Origin of the sequence: Streptomyces fildesensis (genome assembly GCF_016107395.1) — a bacterium.
In the GTDB taxonomy this organism is placed as follows: Bacteria; Actinomycetota; Actinomycetes; order Streptomycetales; family Streptomycetaceae; genus Actinacidiphila; species Actinacidiphila fildesensis.
This window is the reverse complement of the sequence record NZ_JAAIKO010000075.1, coordinates 1-21,859: the sequence shown is the minus strand read 5'-3', so window position 1 is coordinate 21,859 and position 21,859 is coordinate 1. Positions and strand designations below refer to the sequence as shown.

Annotated in this window: 22 protein-coding genes and 3 pseudogenes; 11 read left to right on the top strand and 14 right to left on the bottom strand. The window is 68.7% G+C overall.

Annotation, left to right across the window (positions count from 1 at the left end):
* Positions 1–30: 30 nt before the first annotated feature.
* Positions 31–405, bottom strand: a complete 375-nt coding sequence (locus tag C6N31_RS40765) for a hypothetical protein (RefSeq protein ID WP_138351973.1) — start codon at positions 403–405, stop codon at positions 31–33.
* A gap of 547 nt (positions 406–952) precedes the next feature.
* Here C6N31_RS40765 and C6N31_RS40760 point away from each other — a divergent pair.
* The 4 genes and pseudogenes from C6N31_RS40760 to C6N31_RS40745 form a co-directional block, all read left to right on the top strand.
* Positions 953–1,150: a hypothetical protein gene (locus C6N31_RS40760; protein WP_138351971.1), complete on the top strand. Its 198-nt coding sequence runs from the start codon at positions 953–955 to the stop codon at positions 1,148–1,150.
* Between the two features lie 240 nt (positions 1,151–1,390).
* Positions 1,391–1,798: a pyridoxamine 5'-phosphate oxidase family protein gene (locus C6N31_RS40755; protein WP_138351970.1), complete on the top strand. Its 408-nt coding sequence runs from the start codon at positions 1,391–1,393 to the stop codon at positions 1,796–1,798.
* A 58-nt stretch (positions 1,799–1,856) separates the two neighbouring features.
* Positions 1,857–3,062, top strand: coding sequence for a malic enzyme-like protein (locus C6N31_RS40750; RefSeq protein ID WP_198359495.1), 1,206 nt, complete (start codon positions 1,857–1,859; stop codon positions 3,060–3,062).
* A gap of 48 nt (positions 3,063–3,110) precedes the next feature.
* Positions 3,111–3,266 (top strand): annotated as a pseudogene (locus tag C6N31_RS40745) (aminotransferase); the annotation flags it as partial.
* Between the two features lie 152 nt (positions 3,267–3,418).
* On the opposite strand, the gene C6N31_RS40740 reads toward C6N31_RS40745, so the two are convergent.
* The 6 genes and pseudogenes from C6N31_RS40740 to C6N31_RS40715 all read right to left on the bottom strand — a co-directional run bounded on the left by C6N31_RS40740 (position 3,419) and on the right by C6N31_RS40715 (position 7,786).
* Positions 3,419–3,709 carry an anti-sigma factor antagonist gene (locus C6N31_RS40740; protein ID WP_306665074.1) on the bottom strand — a complete coding sequence of 97 codons (291 nt, stop codon included), beginning with the start codon at positions 3,707–3,709 and terminating at the stop codon, positions 3,419–3,421.
* 51 nt (positions 3,710–3,760) lie between these two features.
* Positions 3,761–4,141 carry an ATP-binding protein gene (locus tag C6N31_RS40735; protein ID WP_138351967.1) on the bottom strand — a complete coding sequence of 127 codons (381 nt, stop codon included), beginning with the start codon at positions 4,139–4,141 and terminating at the stop codon, positions 3,761–3,763.
* A 32-nt stretch (positions 4,142–4,173) separates the two neighbouring features.
* Positions 4,174–4,623 (bottom strand): pyridoxamine 5'-phosphate oxidase family protein, encoded by a 450-nt coding sequence (locus tag C6N31_RS40730; RefSeq protein ID WP_198359494.1) that lies wholly within the window; start codon positions 4,621–4,623, stop codon positions 4,174–4,176.
* Positions 4,620–6,273, bottom strand: a pseudogene (locus tag C6N31_RS40725) (SulP family inorganic anion transporter). The gene C6N31_RS40730 and the pseudogene C6N31_RS40725 overlap by 4 nt, the downstream one beginning before the upstream one ends.
* Positions 6,274–6,341: 68 nt before the next feature.
* Entirely contained in the window at positions 6,342–6,683 is a 342-nt protein-coding gene (locus C6N31_RS40720) for an ArsR/SmtB family transcription factor (protein WP_138351965.1), read from the bottom strand.
* A 233-nt stretch (positions 6,684–6,916) separates the two neighbouring features.
* Positions 6,917–7,786 carry a universal stress protein gene (locus C6N31_RS40715; RefSeq protein WP_187145185.1) on the bottom strand — a complete coding sequence of 290 codons (870 nt, stop codon included), beginning with the start codon at positions 7,784–7,786 and terminating at the stop codon, positions 6,917–6,919.
* 498 nt (positions 7,787–8,284) lie between these two features.
* Here C6N31_RS40715 and C6N31_RS40710 point away from each other — a divergent pair, with 498 nt between their 5' ends.
* Complete coding sequence (locus tag C6N31_RS40710) at positions 8,285–8,749, top strand: pyridoxamine 5'-phosphate oxidase family protein (protein ID WP_138351964.1); 465 nt, start codon at positions 8,285–8,287, stop codon at positions 8,747–8,749.
* 167 nt (positions 8,750–8,916) lie between these two features.
* On the opposite strand, the gene C6N31_RS40705 is transcribed toward C6N31_RS40710, so the two are convergent.
* The 4 genes from C6N31_RS40705 to C6N31_RS40690 form a co-directional block, all read right to left on the bottom strand.
* Positions 8,917–9,402, bottom strand: a complete 486-nt coding sequence (locus tag C6N31_RS40705; RefSeq protein WP_232486268.1) for a YflT domain-containing protein — start codon at positions 9,400–9,402, stop codon at positions 8,917–8,919.
* 118 nt (positions 9,403–9,520) lie between these two features.
* Complete coding sequence (locus C6N31_RS40700) at positions 9,521–9,976, bottom strand: universal stress protein (protein WP_198359493.1); 456 nt, start codon at positions 9,974–9,976, stop codon at positions 9,521–9,523.
* A gap of 50 nt (positions 9,977–10,026) precedes the next feature.
* Positions 10,027–10,383: a DUF5133 domain-containing protein gene (locus tag C6N31_RS40695; protein ID WP_307811603.1), complete on the bottom strand. Its 357-nt coding sequence runs from the start codon at positions 10,381–10,383 to the stop codon at positions 10,027–10,029.
* A gap of 83 nt (positions 10,384–10,466) precedes the next feature.
* Entirely contained in the window at positions 10,467–11,336 is an 870-nt protein-coding gene (locus C6N31_RS40690) for a universal stress protein (RefSeq protein ID WP_307811602.1), read from the bottom strand.
* A 435-nt stretch (positions 11,337–11,771) separates the two neighbouring features.
* On the opposite strand from C6N31_RS40690, the gene C6N31_RS40685 reads away from it, so the two are divergent.
* The 4 genes and pseudogenes from C6N31_RS40685 (at position 11,772) to C6N31_RS40670 (ending at position 16,323) form a co-directional block, all read left to right on the top strand.
* The gene (locus C6N31_RS40685; protein WP_198359492.1) at positions 11,772–12,674 is read left to right on the top strand and encodes a universal stress protein; all 903 of its coding nucleotides are present in this window, start codon (positions 11,772–11,774) and stop codon (positions 12,672–12,674) included.
* A gap of 216 nt (positions 12,675–12,890) precedes the next feature.
* Positions 12,891–14,471 (top strand): annotated as a pseudogene (locus C6N31_RS40680) (oleate hydratase); the annotation flags it as partial.
* Between the two features lie 114 nt (positions 14,472–14,585).
* Positions 14,586–15,311 carry a universal stress protein gene (locus C6N31_RS40675; protein WP_244809707.1) on the top strand — a complete coding sequence of 242 codons (726 nt, stop codon included), beginning with the start codon at positions 14,586–14,588 and terminating at the stop codon, positions 15,309–15,311.
* Between the two features lie 292 nt (positions 15,312–15,603).
* The gene (locus C6N31_RS40670) at positions 15,604–16,323 is read left to right on the top strand and encodes a CBS domain-containing protein (protein WP_138351960.1); all 720 of its coding nucleotides are present in this window, start codon (positions 15,604–15,606) and stop codon (positions 16,321–16,323) included.
* A gap of 189 nt (positions 16,324–16,512) precedes the next feature.
* Here C6N31_RS40670 and sulP read toward each other — a convergent pair whose 3' ends face one another.
* The gene (sulP, locus tag C6N31_RS40665; protein ID WP_232486266.1) at positions 16,513–18,195 is read right to left on the bottom strand and encodes a sulfate permease; all 1,683 of its coding nucleotides are present in this window, start codon (positions 18,193–18,195) and stop codon (positions 16,513–16,515) included.
* A 184-nt stretch (positions 18,196–18,379) separates the two neighbouring features.
* Positions 18,380–18,820: an Hsp20/alpha crystallin family protein gene (locus tag C6N31_RS40660; RefSeq protein WP_198359490.1), complete on the bottom strand. Its 441-nt coding sequence runs from the start codon at positions 18,818–18,820 to the stop codon at positions 18,380–18,382.
* A gap of 213 nt (positions 18,821–19,033) precedes the next feature.
* On the opposite strand from C6N31_RS40660, the gene C6N31_RS40655 reads away from it, so the two are divergent.
* Both C6N31_RS40655 and C6N31_RS40650 read left to right on the top strand, forming a co-directional pair.
* Positions 19,034–19,237, top strand: a complete 204-nt coding sequence (locus tag C6N31_RS40655; RefSeq protein WP_138351957.1) for a hypothetical protein — start codon at positions 19,034–19,036, stop codon at positions 19,235–19,237.
* Between the two features lie 167 nt (positions 19,238–19,404).
* Entirely contained in the window at positions 19,405–19,659 is a 255-nt protein-coding gene (locus C6N31_RS40650) for a CBS domain-containing protein (RefSeq protein ID WP_232486265.1), read from the top strand.
* 26 nt (positions 19,660–19,685) lie between these two features.
* On the opposite strand, the gene C6N31_RS40645 is transcribed toward C6N31_RS40650, so the two are convergent.
* Positions 19,686–21,455 carry an MOSC and FAD-binding oxidoreductase domain-containing protein gene (locus tag C6N31_RS40645; protein ID WP_198359489.1) on the bottom strand — a complete coding sequence of 590 codons (1,770 nt, stop codon included), beginning with the start codon at positions 21,453–21,455 and terminating at the stop codon, positions 19,686–19,688.
* Positions 21,456–21,859: the final 404 nt, after the last annotated feature.

Here is a 21,859-nt window from a genome sequence, read left to right as displayed (position 1 = left end):
ACTTTAGCAATTCCGTGCGGTTCTCCTCGTTCAGGCGGCGCGCGAGGGCCCCGCCTGCCGCCGTCGGCCGGTTTCCGCGGGCTCCGGAGCCTGGGCAAGAGCCGTCAAAGCGACATCCAGGTCGGGGAAGACCCGGACACCGACCAGGGCATTCTCCGTCAGCAGCGGGGTGGGGCGACCTCGGAGCCCGCACAGCGCCAAGCCGGCGGGCGCTGCAGCGAGGATCGCGGCCTCTCCGTCCGGGCTCCAGCCCATCAGCCCGGACACGTCCAGCACCAGCGTTCCCGTGGTTCGCGCCCGGGCCCAGCCGACCGCTCCGGCGAAGCGGTCGGTAACGCGTCGGCCCAGATGGCCGTACAGATGCAGCACGCCGGTGCCGTTGCGGTCTTCGAAATTCCACTCCATGGCTACTTCCGCCCCCGTCGCTCACTGCTGGGGATCACACCCGCAGGGCCGGCGGTGGCCACCGATTGCCCTGGTGCCAGGTGCCCGTCGCGAAACCGCCGCGCCCATGTGGAGGGGAGCCATCCCGGCCAGGGGTGATGTTGATCGAGGTCGCCTCCGGCTTGGCCGTTCTCATGGGGCGGCATCGCGTGAGCGCTCCGGCCCGCACGGCGTGCGGTGCTGGAGAACGGGTGCAGCATGCGGTCGTTCCCACACCGCGGACAGCGGCTGCTCGCGTCGAGGGCGGCGGGCCTGCAGCGCAGGGTGCAGGCGGGGCAGAACAGGACCGGAGCTTCGTCGCCGCGGATGGGTGTGATGCGCATCCGCCTCTTCATTCCATTCTTCATAGTTGCCAATCTTAGCAAGTGCTAAGGTTGGCATCTAGTGGCCGCTCCGGGGCCCTGACATCCGGAGCGGCCACTTCACCCACTGCACAGGTGCGCCGATGGCTGTTGCCGGTCCGTCGTTCCCCGCTACCGGGTGTGGGCGGAAAACAAGGGAGTTGCTGATGGGCGAGGGATTCAGGGCCGCTCTGCAGCGGCAGGCGGCCACGCTGTGTCAGGCGCTGGCTGATGCCGCCGAGGCGGGAGACGTGTGGATGGTCGCCGTGTACTCGGTCGACCTGGAGGAACTGCAGCGTCTGGGACGGACGCACGATGTCGAACTGCCGGTCCCGGTGCCGCCTGCCGCGGTGAGGCAGAGGTGATCTTGGTGTCGTGCCGCGGCTCGAGCTCCTCCTGCCACCACCGCGGATCCCCGTGCCGGGGCCCGGGGCGAGGGGGATCTGGCGCCGAGCCATGACGTGGGCTCGTGCGCGACAGGAGGCGCGGGTATTCGGCCCGACCTGTTCCACCGCAGGCGATCCGGCCGTGGGAGCTCGCCCGCGCACCCTTGCGGCCTCGGCCGCCCCATGCCCACAGAGCGCTTCCCACATTGGAGCCCACCGATGACGCAAGCTCTGCCCAACCTGCTGCCCGTCTCTGCGGACATGGCCCGGTCCCTGCTGGCGTCCGACAGGGCCGGCCGGCTGACACGCTGCGATCCTGCCCTGGCGGCCATCCCTGTCCAGCATCACCTGCTCGACGACGGACAGCTCATCCTGCGCGCGCAACGGCCCGCCCCCGCATCCCGGTTCGCCTTCCCCCGGCAGCTCACGTATCAGGTCGACCAGATCAACATGCGGGACCACACCGGATGGACCGTCATCGTCACCGGTCTCGCCGACCAGATCACCGGCACCCGCCTGAGGCACTACCGGGCGCGACTGGGTGCCACAGCAACGGTGCACGCCGAGCATTTCCTGCTCATCCACCCCCGGCGCATCACGGGATACCGCCTTACCCGCGACACCTGATGACGGGTGCACTCCGGGTGCCGCACCGGTCGGCAGCGTCCAGCAGCGGGAATGCCCGATGACCCAGCCCCCTGCCCGAACGCGACCCGAGTACGGCCTTGAGGTGACGTTCCGCTGTCCGGCGTTCTCCACGGTGGCGGCGATCCTCGCCGTGACCGCAGGGGCGGCACTGGTCGCTGAGGACATCCATCCGGACACCGGTGCGCAGCGCGTGATGGTCGACACCGATGGTCCGCAGACCCTGCACCGCCTGCGCAACATGCTGCGTGACCGGCTCGGCGACGACCTGATCCACCTGGCGGACCCCGTGTTCGAAGCGGCCGCCACCGGCAAGACCACGCAGCGACTGTGCGTGCCGGCCGCCTCTGAGCGCGATCGGGCCCTGCTGGACAGCACGGCGGACCGGCGCGTCATCGAGCACCTGCTCCTCCAACGCGGTGACGTGGACCGGTACACCGGCCGGGGTCGGCGCATCGCGCTGCTGTCCAACGCCTCCGCAGTCGCCGGCCTGGGTCCTCTGCCGGTCACCTGTGTGCTGCCCGCTCTGGAGTCCGCCGCGGTCCATTTGCGCCGTGCCACCGGCCTGGACATTCACCCCCTGCCGGTGGCGGCAGACACCCCTGGGGCCCTCGCCACGATCGCCACCGTTCTCGCACCCGGCTTCGCTGTCCTGTGCCTGATCCACACCCATCCGCTGTACGCCCATGCCGTCCGGGCGGCGTTGGAGGGCTCCTCGACCCCCGTCGTCGATGCCGTCTGCCACGCCCATGCCGTCGCCACCGCGGCAGCCGCGCTCAACGCCCTGGACCGCAAAGGGATTCCGCTGGACACGGCGCGGGTGGTGCTGTCCGGGCCCGAAGCCGGCTGCGAGTTGTCCGGTCTACTGCTGTCCGCGGGTATCCGTGACCTGACCATCGATACGTCCGGCTCACCTATCACGCCGTTTCCCGCTGATCTGGTGGTGGATCTATTCGGTCTGCCGGCACCCCGGGACGGGACTCCGGTCCTGCGTGCCTGCCCGCAGGAGCTGCCGCCTCTGCATGCGAGCACTCAGCAGCCACACCCCTTTCACGCACTGCCGGCCTTGCTCACCGTCGCTGCCCGCACCCGCCACTTGGGTCCGCACGGCCTGGTGAGCGCTGTGCGGGCGCTGGCCGCACGGGCTCCGGCAGGGGGCCTGCTGCCGCCGGTCGGGCAAGCCGGGCTGGTCCAGGCGCTGACGCTCGCGTTGCTGCCCGGCTCCTCGCACCCCACCGATGTCTGACCCCAGGGATCACACCCCTGGTCGCTCTCTACCCGTAAGGCGATGCGCATGCAGGTGACCCAGTCCGCCAAGCTGGCGAATGTCTGTTACGACATTCGCGGACCAGTGCTCCACGAGGCAATGCGGCTGGAGGCTGCGGGGCACCCCATCGTGAAACTCAACACCGGCAACCCGGCGGCCTTCGGCTTCGAGGCCCCGCCGGAGCCAGCCCTGACGATTCGGTCCGGCGGTGGTTCAGGTGGCGGGTGTCAGACCGTTCTCCGGCCAGCCGGTGGTCCGCCACTCCTGCTGGCCGCTCGAGTCCTCAGCAGACACGGAATGGGCTGACAAGGCCGCGGCCAGGTCGTAGTGGATGGTCACCGGCGGATGCATTCGCCGGGGACGACCAGCCCGTCGGCGGGGATCGCAGCGAGTTCCAGCGGCCGGCCGGCGGCAGCGAGGCGGCGGGCCGCTTCGGTCACGGCCTCCTGCCCCGCTGCTGACCATCCCCGCAGGAGAGCCAGGTCGAGAATCACGGGGCCGGCGCCTCGGGCCTGCACCCAGCCCACCGCTCCGCCGAAACGGGAGACGGAGTCAGCGCCCAGGAAGCCGGAGACGGACAGGAGCCCCAGACCCTCGAGGGTGGTGTAGTGCCATTGGATGGTCATGTTCTGCTTCTCGCTCTTCCTTCTTCGATGTGACCGCTGCGGGCCGGGCTTCTACAGCGGCAGGGTGATCCACATGTTCTTCCCGCCTCCGTCGGCGTCGGGACGCACCGTGCAGGTACCCCCGAGCTCGGCGGTCAGCTCGGCGATCATCGCCAGGCCACCACCGGCGACGGCGAACTCGACCAGGTCCGGCTGATGGGGATGACGGTCGTGGACCGCGAAGGCCAGAACATCCGCCCCGGCCGCGTACGTGACGGTGGCCTGCGGGGACGCCGTAGCGGCGTGCCGGACACTGTTCGCGACCAGTTCGCTCAGGATGAGCAGCGCGGGCCCCATGACGGGGTGAGCCCGGTTGATGCCCCAGGCGCGGTAGACGTCTTCGGCGGTCTCACGCGCCCGGGCCACCGCACCGGGCGCCATGGGAACGGTCATCACGTGCCGGTGATGCAAGTCAGCGATCCGGGTCACGAACCGTTCGACCTTCCGGAACCGGCAATCTCCGCAGCGGCGGCCGTAGCAGCGGCAAGCCGATAGCCGCGAACGGTTTGTGGGCTGATGTGGGCGAGCGTGTCATGCGGGCCGAAGACCCAGCCGGGGAGCGTACGGCGGTAGTGTGCGGCCTCGTCGACGTCAACGATCAGTCCGACCGGTCCGGTGACGCTGATCGACCACCCGCTGCGCCGTGCCGCAACGATCTCCTCGGCGTTGTACGTCACAACGGCTGGTCCCGCGAGGGCGCCCTCGGGCGCCGGGACACGGACGATGAGACGACCGTTCTCCAGGACATGGACTGCGGGCCGGACCTGGGTCAGCCCGCGTTGGACGAACACCAGACGGCCACCGGTGGTGCCTCTGAGCAGCCACAGGGCTTCGGGCCCCATCATTTCCGTCATTCTGTGGGACATGGAGGTCATCCGGCCGGCTCCTCGGTAGGGATTTTGGCGGCTTCAGCGGGGATCACCAGAACTCCCGTGCGCTGCAGGTGGGTTCGGGCCGCGCGGATCGCCTCCGGCGTGGTGCTGAAGACTCCGCCGTTGGCATACAACGGATCCAGGACACCGAGCGCGTCCAGAGCCTGCCGTTGGCCGGCCTGGATGCCCGATGCCATCACGGTGATCCCGCGACGACTCAGTTTGTGCACCGCGTCCTTGAGGACCAGTGCCCCCGTGGCATCCAGGGCGGTGATGCGTGACAGCCGCAGGATCACCACCCGCACATCGGCGACATCGGTCAGCTCCAGCAGGAACCGGTGCGGCGGCGAAGAACAGCGGCCCCTCGATCCGGTACGCCACGATGTGCTCGGCCAGCAGCTCATGCTCCTCGACGCTGTGATCGCCCGCCGGGTCGTGCTCCAGCGGGACCCAGTCCAACCGGGCGTGCTGGGCGACCGCGCGCAGGGCGACCACCGCCGCGACCACCAGCCCCAGGACTACCGCGTACACGAGGTCGAGTGCCAGTGTCGCCAGCGCGGTGAGGATCAGGACGAGTGCATCACCCCGCGTGGCGCGGACCATTGCCCGCAGCGAACCGACCTCGATCATCCGGATCGCGGTGGCCAACAGGACCCCCGCCAGCGCGGCCAACGGGATCCGGGCCACCAGCGGCGCCGCCGCGAACACGATCGCCGCCAGGACCACGGCGTGGGTGAGGGCGGCAAGCCGGGAACCCGCCCCGGAGCGCACATTGACCGCGGTACGCGCGATGGCAGCCGTCGCGGGAACTCCACCGAACAGCGGAGCGGCCAGGTTGGCGAGGCCCTGCCCGAACAGTTCACGGTCCGGATTGTGCTTCTGCCCCACCGTCATGCCGTCGGCCACGGTCGCCGACAGCAGCGACTCCAGGGCGGCGAGCGCGGCCACCGCGATCGCCGGACCCAGCAGCGAGGACACTGTGGACAGGTCCAGGAATCCGAGGGAGGGCGCGGGAAGGCCGGCCGGCAGATGCCCGATCCGGGCCACGTCGAAGTGGGCGGCTTGTGCCGCGAGGGTCGCTGCGATGACCCCGACGATGGAGAACGGCACCGTCGGACGCCAACGGGCACCGGCCAGCATCAGCGTCGCGACACCGGCCGACAGGCCGACGGCCGTCCAGTTCGGATGCGCCGCGAACTCCTCCACCGCGCGCCAGGCCACGACGAGTACTTTCTCTCCTCTTGGCGTGGCCACACCCAGCGCGGCCGGCACCTGCTGCAGTCCGATCACGCAGGCGATACCCAGCGTGAAGCCCTCCACGACCGGCGCCGGAACGTACTTCATGTACCGGCCGGCCTTCGCCACAGCCAGTGCGATCAGGATGAGCCCGGCCATCAGCCCGACGGTGAGCACCCCGCCCGGTCCGTACCGCGCCACGATCGGGACCAGCACCACGGTCATCGCCCCGGTGGGCCCGGACACCTGCAGATTCGACCCGCCGAAGACGGCAGCCACCGCGCCGGCCACCACAGCGGTGGCCAGCCCCGCCTCCGCGCCGAGCCCGGACGAGACCCCGAACCCCAAAGCCAGCGGCAATGCCACGATCGCCACTGTCAGCCCGGCCAGCAGATCCCGGCGCGGCTGCCGTCGCATCCCGGAGAAATCCGCCCGGACCGGGAGCAGCGAGCGGATCGAACCCCAGGCATCGTGCAGCACCGTAGTCACCGGGAGACGACCTCGTTCTTCCGCAGCTCGGCAAGAAGCTCGTTCTGGCCGGTGAGAACCTGCGCGAGGATGGTGCGCGCCACGGACATCAACACGGCCACGTCTCCGCCGGCCAGCGCGTACACCACGGTCGAACCGTCCCGGGTGGACGTGACGATCCCGGACCGCCGCAGCACGGCGAGCTGCTGCGACAGGCTCGACGGCTCCACCTCGATCGCCGTCAGCAGCTTGCGGACCGGTATGGGCCCCTCCTGCAGCAGCTCCAGCACCCGGATCCGCACCGGATGCGCGAGCATCCGGAAGAAGTCTGCCTTGGCCTGATACAGCGGAACCGCCACAGCGCGCCCTCCTCATCGCCGGCTCCCACCGGACTGGGCTTCGTCCTGTGCCATCGACGACTGCAGACACAGCACCAACAGCATGTAATGAATTGCCATTTTTTGCAATTCTATCAAAGCGCATGAGGATGTCGGAGCTGGAGGGCGACCAGCCGCAGCGCACACCGGTTGTGAGCTCAACGGCCTGGGCCGTGGACGCACCGCCTCCGTTCGGGGGCTGTGCTCCCGCGTTGTCAGTCGTGGGCGATGACGGCGACAGGGGCGGTGGCGTGGTGCAGCACGGCGTGGGCGACCGGCCCGAGATGGGCGCCCAGGGGCGAGCGGCGCAGATGCCGGCCGACGATGACGAGGTCCGCGCCCACCGAAGCCTGAACCAGTCGGCTGCCGGCAGGTCCCATGAACGCCTGGGAGTCCGCGCGAACGGAGGGGAACTTGTCTCGCCACGGCTTCAGCATGTCGTCCAGCATCTGCGTGACACTCCGGCCGATGTCCCGTTCGTTGTCGGGGTCGAAGAAGGGGATGTACTCGTAGGCGGGAGGAAGCTTCCAGCCATGCACGGCCCGCAGGGCGCACTTGCGACGGGCGGCTTCCTCGAAGGCGAAGGAGAGGAGTCTGTCGGCGGCTTCGTGGATGTCCACGCCCACGACGATCTCGCCGTACCCGGCGGGCTCCGTGGGCCCGGTTTCCCGCGGCGGCCGTACGAGGGCCACCGGGGTTTCCGTGGCCGCGAGCGTCGACATGCCCACCGAACCGACGAAGAAGCCGACCAGGCTGCCCAGGCCTCGGGAGCCGAGGACGAGCAGCTCTGCGTCGGTGGCCTCGGCCGCCAGGGCTGCGGCCGGCCTGCCGGAGAGACAGCGGATGGTGATCTCCAGGCCCGGGTACCGGCGGCGTACGTCCTCCGAAGCCTCGGTGAGCGCCTCGTCGGCCCATCGGTCGGCGCTCTCCCGGCCCGACCGCGGAATGGCTGGGCTCATGGGCCAGTCGACCGCGTGGACGAGTCGCAGCGGGACCTCCCGCAAGGATGCCTCCCGTGCACCCCATATGGCTGCTGTCCGGCTCTCGAGTGACCCGTCGATGCCGACGGTCACATGGTGTTTCATGGCGGGAGCCTCCTGGGGGCACGTTCCAGCGGTAGCCGGCGGAGCGGGGGGTCTGCGGTCTTTCAGAGTGGCCCGGGACAAGGATGCGGAGGAGGGGCCAAACGGCCCCTGGTCGGACCGACCAGCCCCCTGCCCACCCCCGGGATGCCGGACCGGATCACGCACTCCGCACGCAGCAGCCTGCTGTTGGGGAGGGTGTACTCGGGGACTCTTGGCCCACGTCTGAGACCTGAACGGCCCTCCGCGTGGAGAGTCCGCTGTGGCAGCGTGAGAGCTGGACCCTTGGTGGTTCTCGGTGAGGAGGAACCGTGGAAAGTACCACGAGCGGCTCGGAACTCGGCTCCGTCGTACACGGACTGCTCCACCGGGCACACTGCCCGGTGCTCACGGTTCCTCTCGGCTGAGGATCACGACGGCGACGGCCCCAGCCGCGCAGGAAGCACTCGGTGTTCGGGACAGCGGTGATCTGTAGGGGAGTTGGAGAGGGAGGCGATCAGGATGTACCACGGGATCACCCCGAGAACGCCGACGGCTGATCGCACCGCAATCGGGCCGCGGCATACGGCGACGCTCGAACCCGACGAAGCCCTGAGACTGCTCGGCACGGTCGCTCTCGGCCGCATCGTCTTCACCCGCCACGCACTGCCGGCAGTATGCCCGGTCAACCACATCATCGACGCTGGGGACATCGTCCTCTGGGGTTTCGACGGCGGAGATATCGCCGCGCTCACGGCGCCCGACGACTGCCCCGGCATTGTCGTGGCCTATGAGGCCGATGCCATCGACCCGAAGACGGACCTCGGTTGGAGCGTGGTCGTCACTGGCTATGCGATGCCCGTTACGGACGGCCGCGACGGCCAGCGGTATGGGGAACTGCTCCGTCCGTTGATCGGCGGCCCGATGGGCCGCGTGCTGAGCATTCGGCCCGGTCTCATCACCGGATTCCGTCTTGAGAAGGCCTGACCACCACGTTGGGTGGTACCAGGTCACGGTGAGTGTGTCGTCCACCCGGTGCGTTCCGAAGCGCCACAGAGCCGGCCGACGGGGGACCCGCCGGCCGGCTCTGTGGGGCCGGACTGTCTCCTAGCGTCGAGGGCAGCGGCGGACCGTGGTCTCGGCCTGCCAGGTGCTCACCGGGTGCTGAGTACTGATCGCGCGTGATCGCCGTGCGACGCCATGACCAGTACTTGATAACGGCTGGGAATGACGGCGCTTCTGGACGTGAAATCCCGGCGTCCCGCGGTCATGGCGAACTGGAACAGCGCGAAGATCCCGCCGAACAGCACACCCCAGCTCAGGCCCCAGACCATGGCCTTCCAGAAGGCTGTCGTGCTCAGGATGCTCAGCAGCAGGCCGACGAAGGCTCCGAACCATGCTCCGCTCGTGGCTCCGTACAGCAGAGCGCGCTCCCAGTTCAGCCGCCCGGTGATCTGCTCCACCATCCGGAGGTCGCTTCCGACGATCTGGGTGGTCTCCACTTCGAATTCGTGGTCGGCGAGGTAGTCGACGACGCTCTGCGCCTCGTCGTAGGTGGGGAAGGAGCCGAGTGACACCTGCTCGCCCGGATGCCGTTCGACGGGTCCTCGTCCTGGTTTCACTGCTGTCGTGTTCATCATGGCTGCCTCCCGGCATGATCGATGGTCCGCGGATCCGATGGCGCCGGTGTGGCGATGGGTAGGGGCCGACCAAGCTCTCTTTCGCGGGGCGGTACGGAGGAGCTGGCCGGCAGGCATCTCATTCAGGAACGACGACGACCGGGCACGGTGCGTGCTGGACGCAGTGCTGGCTGACCGAGCCGAGGAGGATCCCGGCGAAGGTGCCGTGTCCCCTGGTGCCCACGGTCAGCAACTGGGCTCCCGCTGCTGCGGCCAGCAGGACCTCTGCGGGATGGCCTTCCACCACACGGGCCAGCACTTCGACCGGCCGGTCGAGGCGCTCCGATTCGTTGGCGACGACCTCGTCGAGGTTCTTCTGGATGCTGGCGGCGATGTCACCGAGGTCGATGACGCCGGGTACCCACCCGTAGCTGTACGTGTACATGTCGGGGTTCTGCCATGTGGTGATGGCTTCTACTGTGGCATCGGTCAACTGTGCGTAGGCCATCGCCCAGCGCAGCGCTGAGGTGGAACACTCCGACCCGTCCACTCCGACGACCACACGTCGGGCGGGTCCCTGGGTCTGCTTCGGCATGTCGATCTCCTGAGATTGGTTCGCTGCCCGCTTTTCGAGCCGACCGCGCTCTACGGGGAAGGGCTGAGGAACACCCGCCGTGATGGGACCACCGCGGGTGTTCGGGGGACGGACGGCATCGACCGGGTCTGCGTGCATGCGGCGACGAGCGCCGCATCGATGTCACGTGCACCGGTGGAGACACGCGACGTGTACGAAACGTCCGGGAGTCGCCGGTGAAGGTCCGGGTTGGAAGTGGCGCTGTGAGCGAGTGCCTGTTGCTCTGCATCCAGCGTGCTCTGCCGTCCCCGGATGCGTGAGGGGCCGAAGGTCCCGCTGAACGCCGAATGGTCCTCGTGGATCAGTCTGGTCGGGCCCTTCAAAGGCGACGACAACCGTGCGTGCAAGGACCAGAACCTGCGATGCACCGGGCCGTATCGCGGCCGCAGCGTGGTGTGCGCCCCCTGAGTGGTCCTCCCTGGTGCAAGGCGGCCGCCTCCGGCGGCGGGGGTCAGCGAGCGGGCACGATCGCCACCGGGCACGGGGCATGGTGCAGCATGGCGTGGCTCACCGAACCGAGTTGGAGGCCCGGATGCTCGTGCCGGCGGCGTGCGCCGAGTACGAGAAGGTCTGCTCCGGCAGCCGCACGCAGCAAGCTGGAGGCAGACCGGCCCTGCACAGCATTGCGCCGTACCCGCAGACCGCTGACTCCCGTCTCGGGAAGGGGCACTGCGCCCAGCAGGTTCTGTGCGCGGTCGGCCGCCGCACCGGCGTCCATCACCACTGACACCCCCGACATGTCGATCTCGGGGCGCCATGCGTGCACGAGCTCCAGGTCGGCATGTCTCCCCGCCGCTTCCTCGACCGCGAACTCCGCCGCTGCTGAAACATCGTGCGACCCCACACCCAGCACCACACGGCCGCGCCCGACCTCCGCGGGCTCACGTTCACCGCGAACCACCACGACGGGGTACGCGGCCCTCGCGGCGACCCGCAGGCTCACCGAGCCGAGCAGCAACCCGGGGAATCCGCCGTGGCCGCGGATTCCCAGCACCAGCAGCGGGGAGTAGCGCTGCAGGCCCAGCAGCGCGGACAGGACGTCCTCGGCGAGCAATTCGGTATCCACCGCTACGCCGGGCCGGCGCGCGGACGCCCGTTCGGCCGCGGAGTCCAGGATGTCCTCGATTGCCTTACGCTCGGGCGCGAGTTCAATGTCGTCCACGGTTTCCTGTTCGAACTGCTCCCAGACAGAAGCGTGGACGAGCCGCAGCCGCGCTCCGCGGCGGAAGGCGTCGTCCACCGCCCAGTCCACGGCTCGCAGACTCTCCGGAGAGCCGTCAACGGCCGCCAGCACGCATGCAATGCTCATGATCTTCTCCACACCTCGACAGGCCGATTCCGGCCATGTGTGCGACGACTGCCGACCGGTCGCTTGACTCGATCCGTCGGCGGGTGCGAAACCGCACCTTCTGTCAGTTCACACGCGGTGTGCCGCACGCGGTAGGGCCGGTCGGTCCCGCTCGCCCGCGCAGTAGGCCCCTTGCATGGGCCGGTGCCCGACCCCGGGGTGAGCGGTCAGTGTGCGCGGGTCACCGTCGGTGACCGGCGTCGTGCCGGCCTTCCTGGCGGCGCCCTCCTGCAGACTTGCTCGCGCTTACAGGTGGCACTTGACGGTCGAGCGATACTGCGTCAACCGTGCCGCCGGTAAGGCCGATCGGCCCCGGAGCGGGCCGTGCGGCCCCTGTCCCGGGCGTGTGGAGAGCCGGAGGCTGCTGTCGAACGAGTTCACCGAAACTCTCTTCTGGAGGTAACGCTCGTGTCCGCTCCCATTGCTGTCGGCCTGGACGGCTCCCCTGAAAGCATGGCCGGCGCTCGCTGGGCAGCCCGTGAGGCGCTGCGCAGGAACCTGCCAGTGCGGCTCGTCCATGTCTGGAACTGGCATCCCCATCCCGGCGAGACATCTGACGGCTTGGAAGCACAACGCCACTGGGCCCAGCGGATACCGCGCGAGGCCGCCGCTGAGCTCACCCGGGAGTACCCCGCGCTGGAGATCGTCATTGACCAGGTGGGAGGGCAACCCGCGGCTGTTCTCCCGGTCGTCGCGGAAGAAGCCGAGCTTCTGGTTCTCGGCTCCCTCCAGGCGAAGGGCATTTCGGGCTTCCTCGTCGGATCAGCGTCGTTGTCAACGGTCGCCTGCGCCGAGCGGCCGGTGGTTCTCATACGGTCCGGCGAGACCGCGCAAGACGAACACCAACCCGACGAAGCCGGTCTTGCGTCGACCGTCACTCCGTACCGCGATGTCGTACTCGGCCTCGATCTCGCACGGCCCTGCGACGAACTGCTCGAGTTCGCCTTCGACGCAGCTCTGCAACGCTCCGCGAGGTTGCGCGTCATCCATTGCTGGAAGCTGCCGTCGGCCTACAAGCACCGCGACGCAACGGTCGGCAGCACTCCGGAATCCGCTCTCGTAACTCAACAGTCGCATGCCCTGACCGAGATGCTGCGTCCCTGGCGGGACAAGTATCCCACAGTAGAGCTGATCGAAGAGTCCGTGCCGGGAAAGCCTGCGGAGCACCTGCTGACCGCCTCTGCGGACACGTCACTCCTGGTCGTCGGTCGGCGCACCAGCCACTCACCGATCGGCAGGCATATCGGCCCCATCACACTCGCCGTGCTCCACCACTGCTCGGCACCGGTCGCGGTGGTACCGCACGCCTGAGAGCCCTGGCGCGACGGGGCTGGGGTTCCGGGCCCTGCGGCTCGATCTCATGAACACTGTTGGACCGGTCGGACGGGCCGGGGGTGGCCATTAGGCCCTGGCCGCAGCATTGATCACCGCGAAGAGTGGTGATCCCGGGGGACGAGCCGCCGGCGGCCCGCAGCAGATGGCGTTTCGGCCGGTGACAGCTGTGGGCGCAGTGACGATGAAGAGGAGCATGTTATGGCCAAGGCATATCTTGTGGGGAGCGGCATCGCTGCACTGTCAGCCGCCGCTCTCCTGATCCGCGACGGCGGATTCGCGGGCTGTGACATCCACCTGCTGGAGGAGCAGGAGGTGATCGGTGGCAGCCTGGATGCGGGAGGCACCGCGGAGACCGGGTACTCGATGCGGGGCGGCCGAATGTTCGAGGGCCAGTTCCGTTGTACCTACGATCTGCTGTCGTCCATCCCCTCCGTCGACGACCCGTCGATTTCGGTTACCGAGGACACCTTCGCTGCTCACGAAGCCTTTCCCTGGGATGACGCTGCCCGCTTGGTCGACAGCGACGGGAAGATCATCGATGTCCGCTCCATGGGCTTCTCCGAACGCGACCGCCTCGAACTGGTCGCCTGCATGGCCACTCCCGAGCGCCTCCTGAACCGAAAGCGGATCTCCGACTGCTTCGGCGAAGAGTTCTTCACCACCAACTTCTGGTACATGTGGTGCACGACCTTCGCGTTCGAGCCATGGCACAGTGCCATCGAGTTCCGGCGCTACCTCAACCGCTTCGTGCACCTGTTCCCGACTTTCGGCACCATGTCAGGGATCTACCGGACCCGGTACAACCAGTACGACTCCATCGTGCGTCCGCTCCAGAAGTGGCTGAACGACCAAGGCGTGACCACCCGCACCGGCTGCCTGGTCACCGACCTGGCGTTCGCACCGGGTGACGCGACCACCGTCGAGCGGATCCTGTACACCCACGGTGGTCTCAGAGAAGACATCCACGTAGCGCCCGACGACCTCGTTCTCGTCACCAACGGATCCATGACCGCCAATTCCAGTCTGGGATCCGATACCGCGGCCCCGATACCCGTCATTGCTGCCTCCGAACAGCCGGGGTCCTGGCGGCTCTGGCAGTGGCTGGCCCGAGGACGCGACGACTTCGGTAACCCTCACGTCTTCGACCGGAGCGTGAAGGACTCCACTTGGGAGTCCTTCACGGTCACCTGCAAGGACCCACTGTTCGTCGAGCTCATGGAGGCGCTGAGCGGGCGCGAGGCCGGCGAGGGCGGTCTGATGACCTTCCCGTCCTCCAGTTGGCTGCTCACCATCGTGCTGAACCACCAGCCGGTGTACCGCGAGCAGCCCGACGGCGTCACGGTCTGGTGGGGCTACGGGCTCTTCCCGGATCGATCCGGTGACTACGTCGGCAAGCCGATGACCGACTGCACAGGGCAGGAGATTCTGCGCGAGGTCCTGCACCACCTGAAATTCGAAGCGAACCTGGACCGCATTGCGGAGACCTCGACCGTCATCCCGTGCCTGATGCCCTACATCACCAGCCAGTTCCTGGTCCGTGAGCACGGTGACCGTCCGCAGGTAGTACCGAAGGGCTCCACCAACCTGGCCTTCATCGGCCAGTTCGCCGAGGTTCCCGATGACGTGGTCTTCACGGTGGAGTACTCGGTACGCACCGCCTGGACCGCCGTCAACACACTCCTCAAGCTCGGCAAGGAGCCGCCGTCGGTCTATAAGGGACAGCGCGATCCGCGAGTGCTCATGAACGCGCTGACCACGATGCATCAGCGGTAATGCTCCCAACCGGTCTGCGGCCTGCTGCAGACCAGGGACTGACCGACCCAAGCGGAAACTCCTATGTCGAGCCGAAAGTGGAGTCCGGAGGTGAGCTCCATGGGGGAGCGTTGTGTGGTCGCTGGTGTGGACGGTTCCGTTCAGGGTCTGGAGACTGCTGAATGGGCAGCGGCGGAGGCGCAACGGCGTCGCTGCGCATTACGGTTGATGGGTTCCGATTTACCTGGTGGCCTTGACGGGGTGCTGGCCGCTGTAAGGGTGCGGCATCCCGCGCTGTCGATGACGACTCAGCGAGATGAGCGCCCGCAGTCCGCCCTCCTTTCGGCTTCGGCCGGTGCCGGCCTCCTCGTGATCAGTGCGATGAACCGCGATGCCAGACAGATTGCCGCCGGCGCACAGTGCCCCGTGGTCCTGGTACGGGAAGCCACAGCCGGCGAGATCGTCCTTGGGTTTGACGCGCGACACCCGGCGGCAACTGCGACCGGCTTCGCTTTTGACGCCGCGCAACGGCAGGGCTGTCGGCTACGCGTGGTGCACGCCTGGCGGCTGCCGGCGCCAGTGAAGGGCCGTGCGCGGTACACGGTTCTGGAGGAGGACCGGGCCGAATGGGAGGACGAGGAAGTGCAGGTCCTCCATGACGCGTTGCGTCGCTGGCGGGAGAAGTACGCCAAGGTGGATGTTCTTCCGGATGTGCGGCTGTTCACCGCGTCGTGGGCTCTGGTGAACGCGTCTGCGCACGCGGGACTGGTCGTGTTGGGACGCGGACCGGACGGGCTCGGCCCGGTGGGGCACGCGGTCGCCGAATTCGCGGAGAGTCCGGTTGCGTTCGTTCCGGCCTGACGCACACCGCCGGTGACAGGACCGGGTCGATGCCGGTTCCACCACCGAAGCCGCGCAGCGTTCTGGCCTCAGGGCTGGGGACAACCGGCATGGGACAGGCTGCGTGGCGTCGGGGTCGCCTTCTCGAGGTGAGCCGGACTGGACGGATCCCGCTGCGGCGGGGTGCCCGCTGATGAGTGGACCGTACGGCCCACGCCGCAGGGCCGGGCGGCCTCTGGAAAGGCGGCTCGCACAGGTGGACGCTGAAGTCGTCACCGCAGAAGGGCGTTCACACCGAGATGGGGAATCAGTGATGAGGCACAACAGGATCACCGACGTGATGACGGCCAATGTCGTCAAGGCCGTCTACGCCACGCCGTTCAAAGTGGTTGCAGAGCAGCTGTCCCGGCACGGCATCAGCGGACTTCCCGTCGTCGACGGCGACGACAAGGTCATCGGTGTCATCTCCGAGACGGACCTGATGATGCGCCAGGCCGCGAGCGTCGCTGAAACCGCTTCGCGGTGGAGCCGGCTCTTCCGCGGCCATCGCCGGGAGCAGATCAAGGTCCGGGCCCGTACCGCGGGGCAGCTGATGTCCCAGCCGGCGGTCACGGTGCACGCAGAGGACTCCATCGCCGAGGCCGCCCGCACCATGATGGAGCAGAAGGTGGAGCGGCTGCCCGTCGTCGACGAGCAGGACCGCCTGATCGGCATCGTCACCCGCCGCGACCTGCTCCAGGTCTTCCTGCGGCCGGACAGCGACATCCGCCGCGATGTGATCGACCAGGTGCTGGTCCGCACCCTGTGGGTCGTCCCGCAGGCCATCGGCGTCACCGTGGATGATGGGGTGGTGACGCTGGAGGGGCGGCTGGAACGCCGCAGCGAGATCGGCATCGCGCTACGTCTTACCCCGCTGATCGACGGAGTGGTCGCCGTGGTCGACAAGCTCACGTACCAGCTCGACGACTCGCACCTGAAGGTTGCCGAACCGGCACTGCACGGTGTGGCCGACGACTGGATCCGGAAGCTCTGAGGAACCGCGGAACGGGCACAGAGGCGACGAAACCGTGAAGGAAGTCCGGCGATCGTGGCGTTGGCGGTCCGATCGCTACGACGCTGTTCCGGCAGGATCGAAGGATGGGTGAATCCGGTGCCGAGTGGTCGGAGCGGCGGCCTTCTTGCCGTTCTGCCGCACGGATCCCGCCCCCGGTCCTGCCCTTCGTCAGGGAGCGCCTGCCCCGTGGCGCTTCGTGAGCCAGTCCTGATAGGCCGCCACGGCAGTGGGCAACGTGGCGAAGATCCTTTCCGGGCCGATCGCCTCGGTCAGTCCGTACGCGTCCAGGTCGTCGCGCAGTTCTTGCTTCACACGGGCGAGGGCGAACACGATGCCGCGCCGGCCGAGTTCCTTGCGCAGGGATTCGACCGCGTCCAGTGCGGTGATGTCGACCTCGACATTGGCTTCTGTGTTGAGGATGAACCAGGCCACCGGCCCCCGGTGTTCGTCGACGGCGGACAGGGCGCGGCGGCGGAAGTTCTCGGCGTTGGCGAAGAAGAGTGGTGAGTCGTAGCGGTAGATGACCAGCCCGGTGATCGTACGAGCCTGCGGATAGTCGTCGACATCATGCATCCCGGCCATCCCGGGGACCCGTCCCTCGATCGCGTCGTGCGGGCGGGCCACCCGGGCCAGCATCTCGGCGACGGAGAGGCCGACGGCGACCAGCACGCCGTAGAGGATGTCCAGAGCCAGGACGCCGACGAGGCAGCCGAGCGCCAGCAACAGCTCTCTGCGGCGGAATGCGGCCAGCCGCCGGAAACCGGGCAGGTCGATCAGCCGTAGAGCGGCGTAGACGACGATGGCGCCCAGCACGGTCGCCGGGATATGGGCCAGCAACCGGCTTGCGACCAGCAGCACGGCGAGCACGGCGCCGAGCGCTACGAGGGAGTAGGCCTGGGTGCGGCCGCCCGCCGCGTCGGCGAGCGCCGTACGGCTGGCGCTGCTGCTCACCGGGAAGCCGTGCAGGGCTCCGGCGCCGAGGTTCGCGGCGCCCAGCGCCAGCAGCTCCTGATTGGCGTCGAGCTGGTGACCGCCGTCCTGTGTCGCGAAGGCGCGGGCGGTGAGGATGACGTCCGTGTAGCCGACCAGCAGTACTCCGAGCGCGGGCAGCAGCAGGTGCGGCAGGTCGCCCGGGTCCGGCAGTGCGGGTCGGGGCAACCCCGAGGGGATGGCGCCGATGACGGTGATCCCGTGGTGCTCCAGCCCGAAGACGGCGACAACAGCGGTTCCCAGGACGACGAGGAGCAGCGGCCCCGGCAGCCGGGGGAAGTAGCTCTGCACCGCGAAGAGGAAGACCAGGGCCGCCGTGGCGAAGGCCAGCGTGGCCGGATGGGCCTGCGGAACGTGCCGGGCGAAGGAGAACAGCTGCGGGAAGAACTCCGTCCCGTGCACGGGCACGCCGGTCAGCCGGGGTAGCTGGTCCACGATCATGATCAGGGCCACCCCCGCCATGTAGCCGACGAGAACCGGCCGGGACAGCAGATCGGCGACGAAGCCCAACCGCCCCGCCCAGGCGACGAGGCAGAGCAGCCCGACCGCGACCGCGAGAGCAGCGCACAGAACCGCGTACCGGGCCGGGTCCCCGGCGGCGAGCGGCCCGATGACGGTGGCGGTCATCAGCGCCGTGGTGGACTCCGGCCCGACCGACAGCTTCCGGGACGAGCCCAGCAGCGCGTAGAGCAACAGCGGCGGCACGATCGCCCACAGGCCGGCGACCGGCGGCAACCCCGCCAGCCCCGCATACGCCATCACCTGAGGAACCAGGTAGGCCGCCACGGTCACCCCGGCGAGCAGATCTCCGCGCAGCCAGGCCCGCCGGTAGCCGGACAGCACGACAAGCCCCGGCAGCAAGTGCCTGCCAGCCTCTACCACCCGGGCACGCAACTCCCCCCGCTCCGCTGGACGGTCGCCGCCGGAGGATCCTGGCGTGGGACCGGTATCTCTGGGAGCGTGCGGCCGCCCCGACCGCGGACCGGAGTCGCGCGGTCGGGATCGTCGTTCCCCGTCCCGGCCGTGCCGGGGGATCACGGGGTTCTCACGCGTCGGCGCGCTGCACCTTGATGGTGCGCGCCCCGGTCTTCGGCTCTGTGACCGGGACGTTCACGGTGAGGACGCCGTCCTTGTAGTCGGCCGTGGTCTCGTCCGCCCGGGCGCCCGCGGGCAGCCGGACGGAACGGGCGAACGCTCCGTAGCGGAAGTCCGAGTGGTGCCTGCCCTCGGCCTTCTCCGTCCGCTCGGCGCGGATGACCAGCACATCGCCGTCGATGCTGATCTCGACATCCTGGTCCGGGTCGATTCCGGGCAACTCGGCCTTCACGACGTACGCGCCCTCGGCCAGCTTCTGCTCGATGCGGATGCCGTGCAGTCCGGGCACGTTCCGCATTCCCGGCACCGCGGGGATGCCGGCCTCGATCCAGTCGAACAGTTCCGGCAGCAGCGGCGGCCATCCCTGGCGCCGTTCCAGTTTCGCACTCATCGCTTCCTCCTCGCGTCGAACGTTCACGGACTGTGCGGGTGCGATTCCAGGATCCTGTTCCCTGCTGTACCGCATCAGGGGCCGTACGGCCTACACATGACCGGCCGTACGGGTCCCGAATGACCCATCCGGCCCCGGGCGGAGGGCGCGCAGCGGGGGGAGGCTGAGGGACGGAAGCTCCTGTTGACGAGCAGATGTGAGGAGATGACCGCCGTGTATACGACCCTGACCGCGGACTTCTGGACGCTCTTTGTGTACATGTTGGGCGCCGCAATGGTGCTGGTACTGGTTGCGACCCTCGCCGCCGAGGCAGTCGTGGACCGGCTGTCCGCTCGGCGCACGCGGCGGTCGCAGATCCGCCGGATCCCGGATGCTGTCCTGGCCCGGCCCCGGCAGCCGCACCACGCGCACTATTGAGCGCAGGGGCTGCGCAGGGGCTGCGCAGGAGGACCGAACTGCCCGTTCCTGTGCCTGTACGGACGACGTACGGCCGCGGATGTTCCGCGGCGCGGCCGGGGCTCTCGCCGGCCGCGCCACTGTGCCGTGGAGCCGAAGAACGCTCAACGGCCCGTGAAACAGGACCGATGTTCCCTGTCGGCCACGTCAGGGGAGGGCTCTGCTGGGGGGAAGGTGAGCGGGACGCCGCGCTCGAGGCCACGGACAACGTGGAAGCCGCGTACCGGACCTTCCGCCGGTCCGGCGTGCGACGGCTCCCGGCCCTGGACGGAGAACGCCTCGTCGTCGCACTCACCGTCGATGACCTGCTCCTGGACGTCTTCCAGCGCCTCGCGGACTCGCTCGGAGCGGCGCAGGGAACGGATACGGGCGCAGCAGCGTGACGCCCTTGGCTGCGGACGCAAGCCGGTCACATGTCCAGGACCAAATCGGCAGGCGGCGTCGAACAACAGATGAAGGCGCTTCCCTCGGCGGGGAGGTCTACGGGCTCCGGGGAGTAGTCGACGTGGCCCGAAAGCAGCCCGGTCTCGCAGGTGTGACAGACCCCGGTGCGGCAGGACCAGCGCACGGGCACGTCGCATGCCTCGGCGAGCTCTAGCAGGGTCCCGTAGTCGCGGTGCCAGGGGACGGTCAGCCCGCTGCGAGCGAAGGACACGGACGGCCCCGCCTGTCCGCCGGGAAGATGGGCCGGCTGGTGCGGTGCCCTGGCGGATCCCGCCACCACACCGGGGGTGACGGCGGACGCGGCCCCGAAGATCTCGGTGTGGATACGCGAGGACGGCATGCCACAGGACTCCAGGGCTTCGGACAAGTCCTGCATGAACGCGCCTGGACCGCAAAGGTAGGCGTCGGCGTCCGGAGGCAGCTCGAGGGCGCGGATCCGCTCGACGCTGAGCCGCCCCGTCATCGTGTAGTCGGTACCTGGGCGGTCAACGCTGCGCGGACGGCTGTAGGAGACAAATGACCGGCCTGCGGGCAGCCGGGAGAGCAGCGCGTGCACTTCGTCGGCGAAGGGGTGGTTCTCGCCGTCTCGAGCCGCCTGCAGCCACCACACCGGGCGCCGTGAGGGTTTCGCGGCCAGAGCGTGGAGCATGGCCAGGACCGGAGTGGCGCCGACACCGGCGGACAGCAGCAGAACAGGAGTATCCGCGTCCGCCAGCAGGAACGTACCGCGCGGAGCGGCGACATCGAGAACATCGTCCACTTTCACGTGCTGAGAAAGGTAGGTGCTGGCGAGACCGTGCGGTTCCTGCTTGACACTGATGCGGTAGGTCTCGGCGCCCGGTCGGCCGGACAACGAGTAGTTCCGGATGACCGGGGAGGCCTGTGGGTCCGGCCGCAAGCGGACTCCGAGGAACTGCCCCGGCAACGCGGCTGGGAGCGGTTCACCGTCAACTGACGCCAGAGTGAGCGAGAAAATACTCGCGCTCTCCGGTTCGATGCGGACGACTTCGAGCGGGCGGAACCCGGGCCATGCCGGAGGCGGGCTGGTGACGCTGAGCCCACTGTTGCCGCCCACGGCGCCAGGGCCGCGATCCGCGTCGTCGAGCAAGGCTCGCAGCGACGTCTTCCACCCAGGGCTCAGTGCTGGGATGCGCAAGGCGCGTTCGAGCTGCGGCCGGGCGTGACCGGGCAGGTAGAGCAGCGCGTCGATCTCTGCGACCGTCATCTCCTCGGGGCCCGAGACGACTTTTACGATCTCGTCTCCTGCCTGCACCTGCCCTTCTGCCAGCACGCGCATGTAGAAGCCCGGGCGGCGGCGGGACACGAGCAGGGCGGCCATCCGAGGTTCTCCCAGCCGCAACCCCACCCGGTAGCACGTCACCCGGGGTTGCGTGACCTCGAAGAGCGCACCGCCGATCTCGTAGCGGTCGCCGATGCACACCTCGTCGTCGGCGAGTCCCTCCACGGTGAAGTTCTCGCCGAACTGGCCGTACGTGAAGTCGTCCCGCTTCATGTGCTCCTGCCAGTGGCGGTAGGAGTCCAGCTGGTAGACCAGTACGGCACGCTGCTCGCCGCCATGCCCGGATAGGTCGCCTTGCCCGTCGCCGTCCAGATTGAGCCGCCGCGCCATCAGGGGTCCGGCGACAGGGTGCTTCCAGATGGCGGTATGCGTGGTCCTGCCATGCCAGGCAACGCCTTTCGGCATGCCGACGTTCACGGCGATCAGAGTGGCCATACGATATCCATTCTCTCGAGCGCAGCCGCCATATGGGCGCGAACCCGACATTACGCCCGCTAGGCGCATACATACGCGGGTCTCGACTGGCCCGTCCGGCGTTCGATGACCTCCCTCGGGCCCTGGCTCTCTGGAGTGCGGCTCGAAATCGCCCTGAGCCGAGCGGGGCGTGTGCCGTCGCGCGGCCATCCTCCGGTCGGGGCGCCCCTGCGGCGTCACGGGCAACTGCCCGCGGCGATGGAATGGTGCGCCATCAAGGAAACCTCCTCGCACGGTTCAGCTGACTGCCGGCTTCAGCGGGCCCCAGACGGTGACGAGGGGGCCATTCCACGTATGCCGCACGGAACCCGCTAGTGCGTTGTCCAGGAACGTTGGCCGGGTGTGATTAGGCGGCTTTGGGTCGT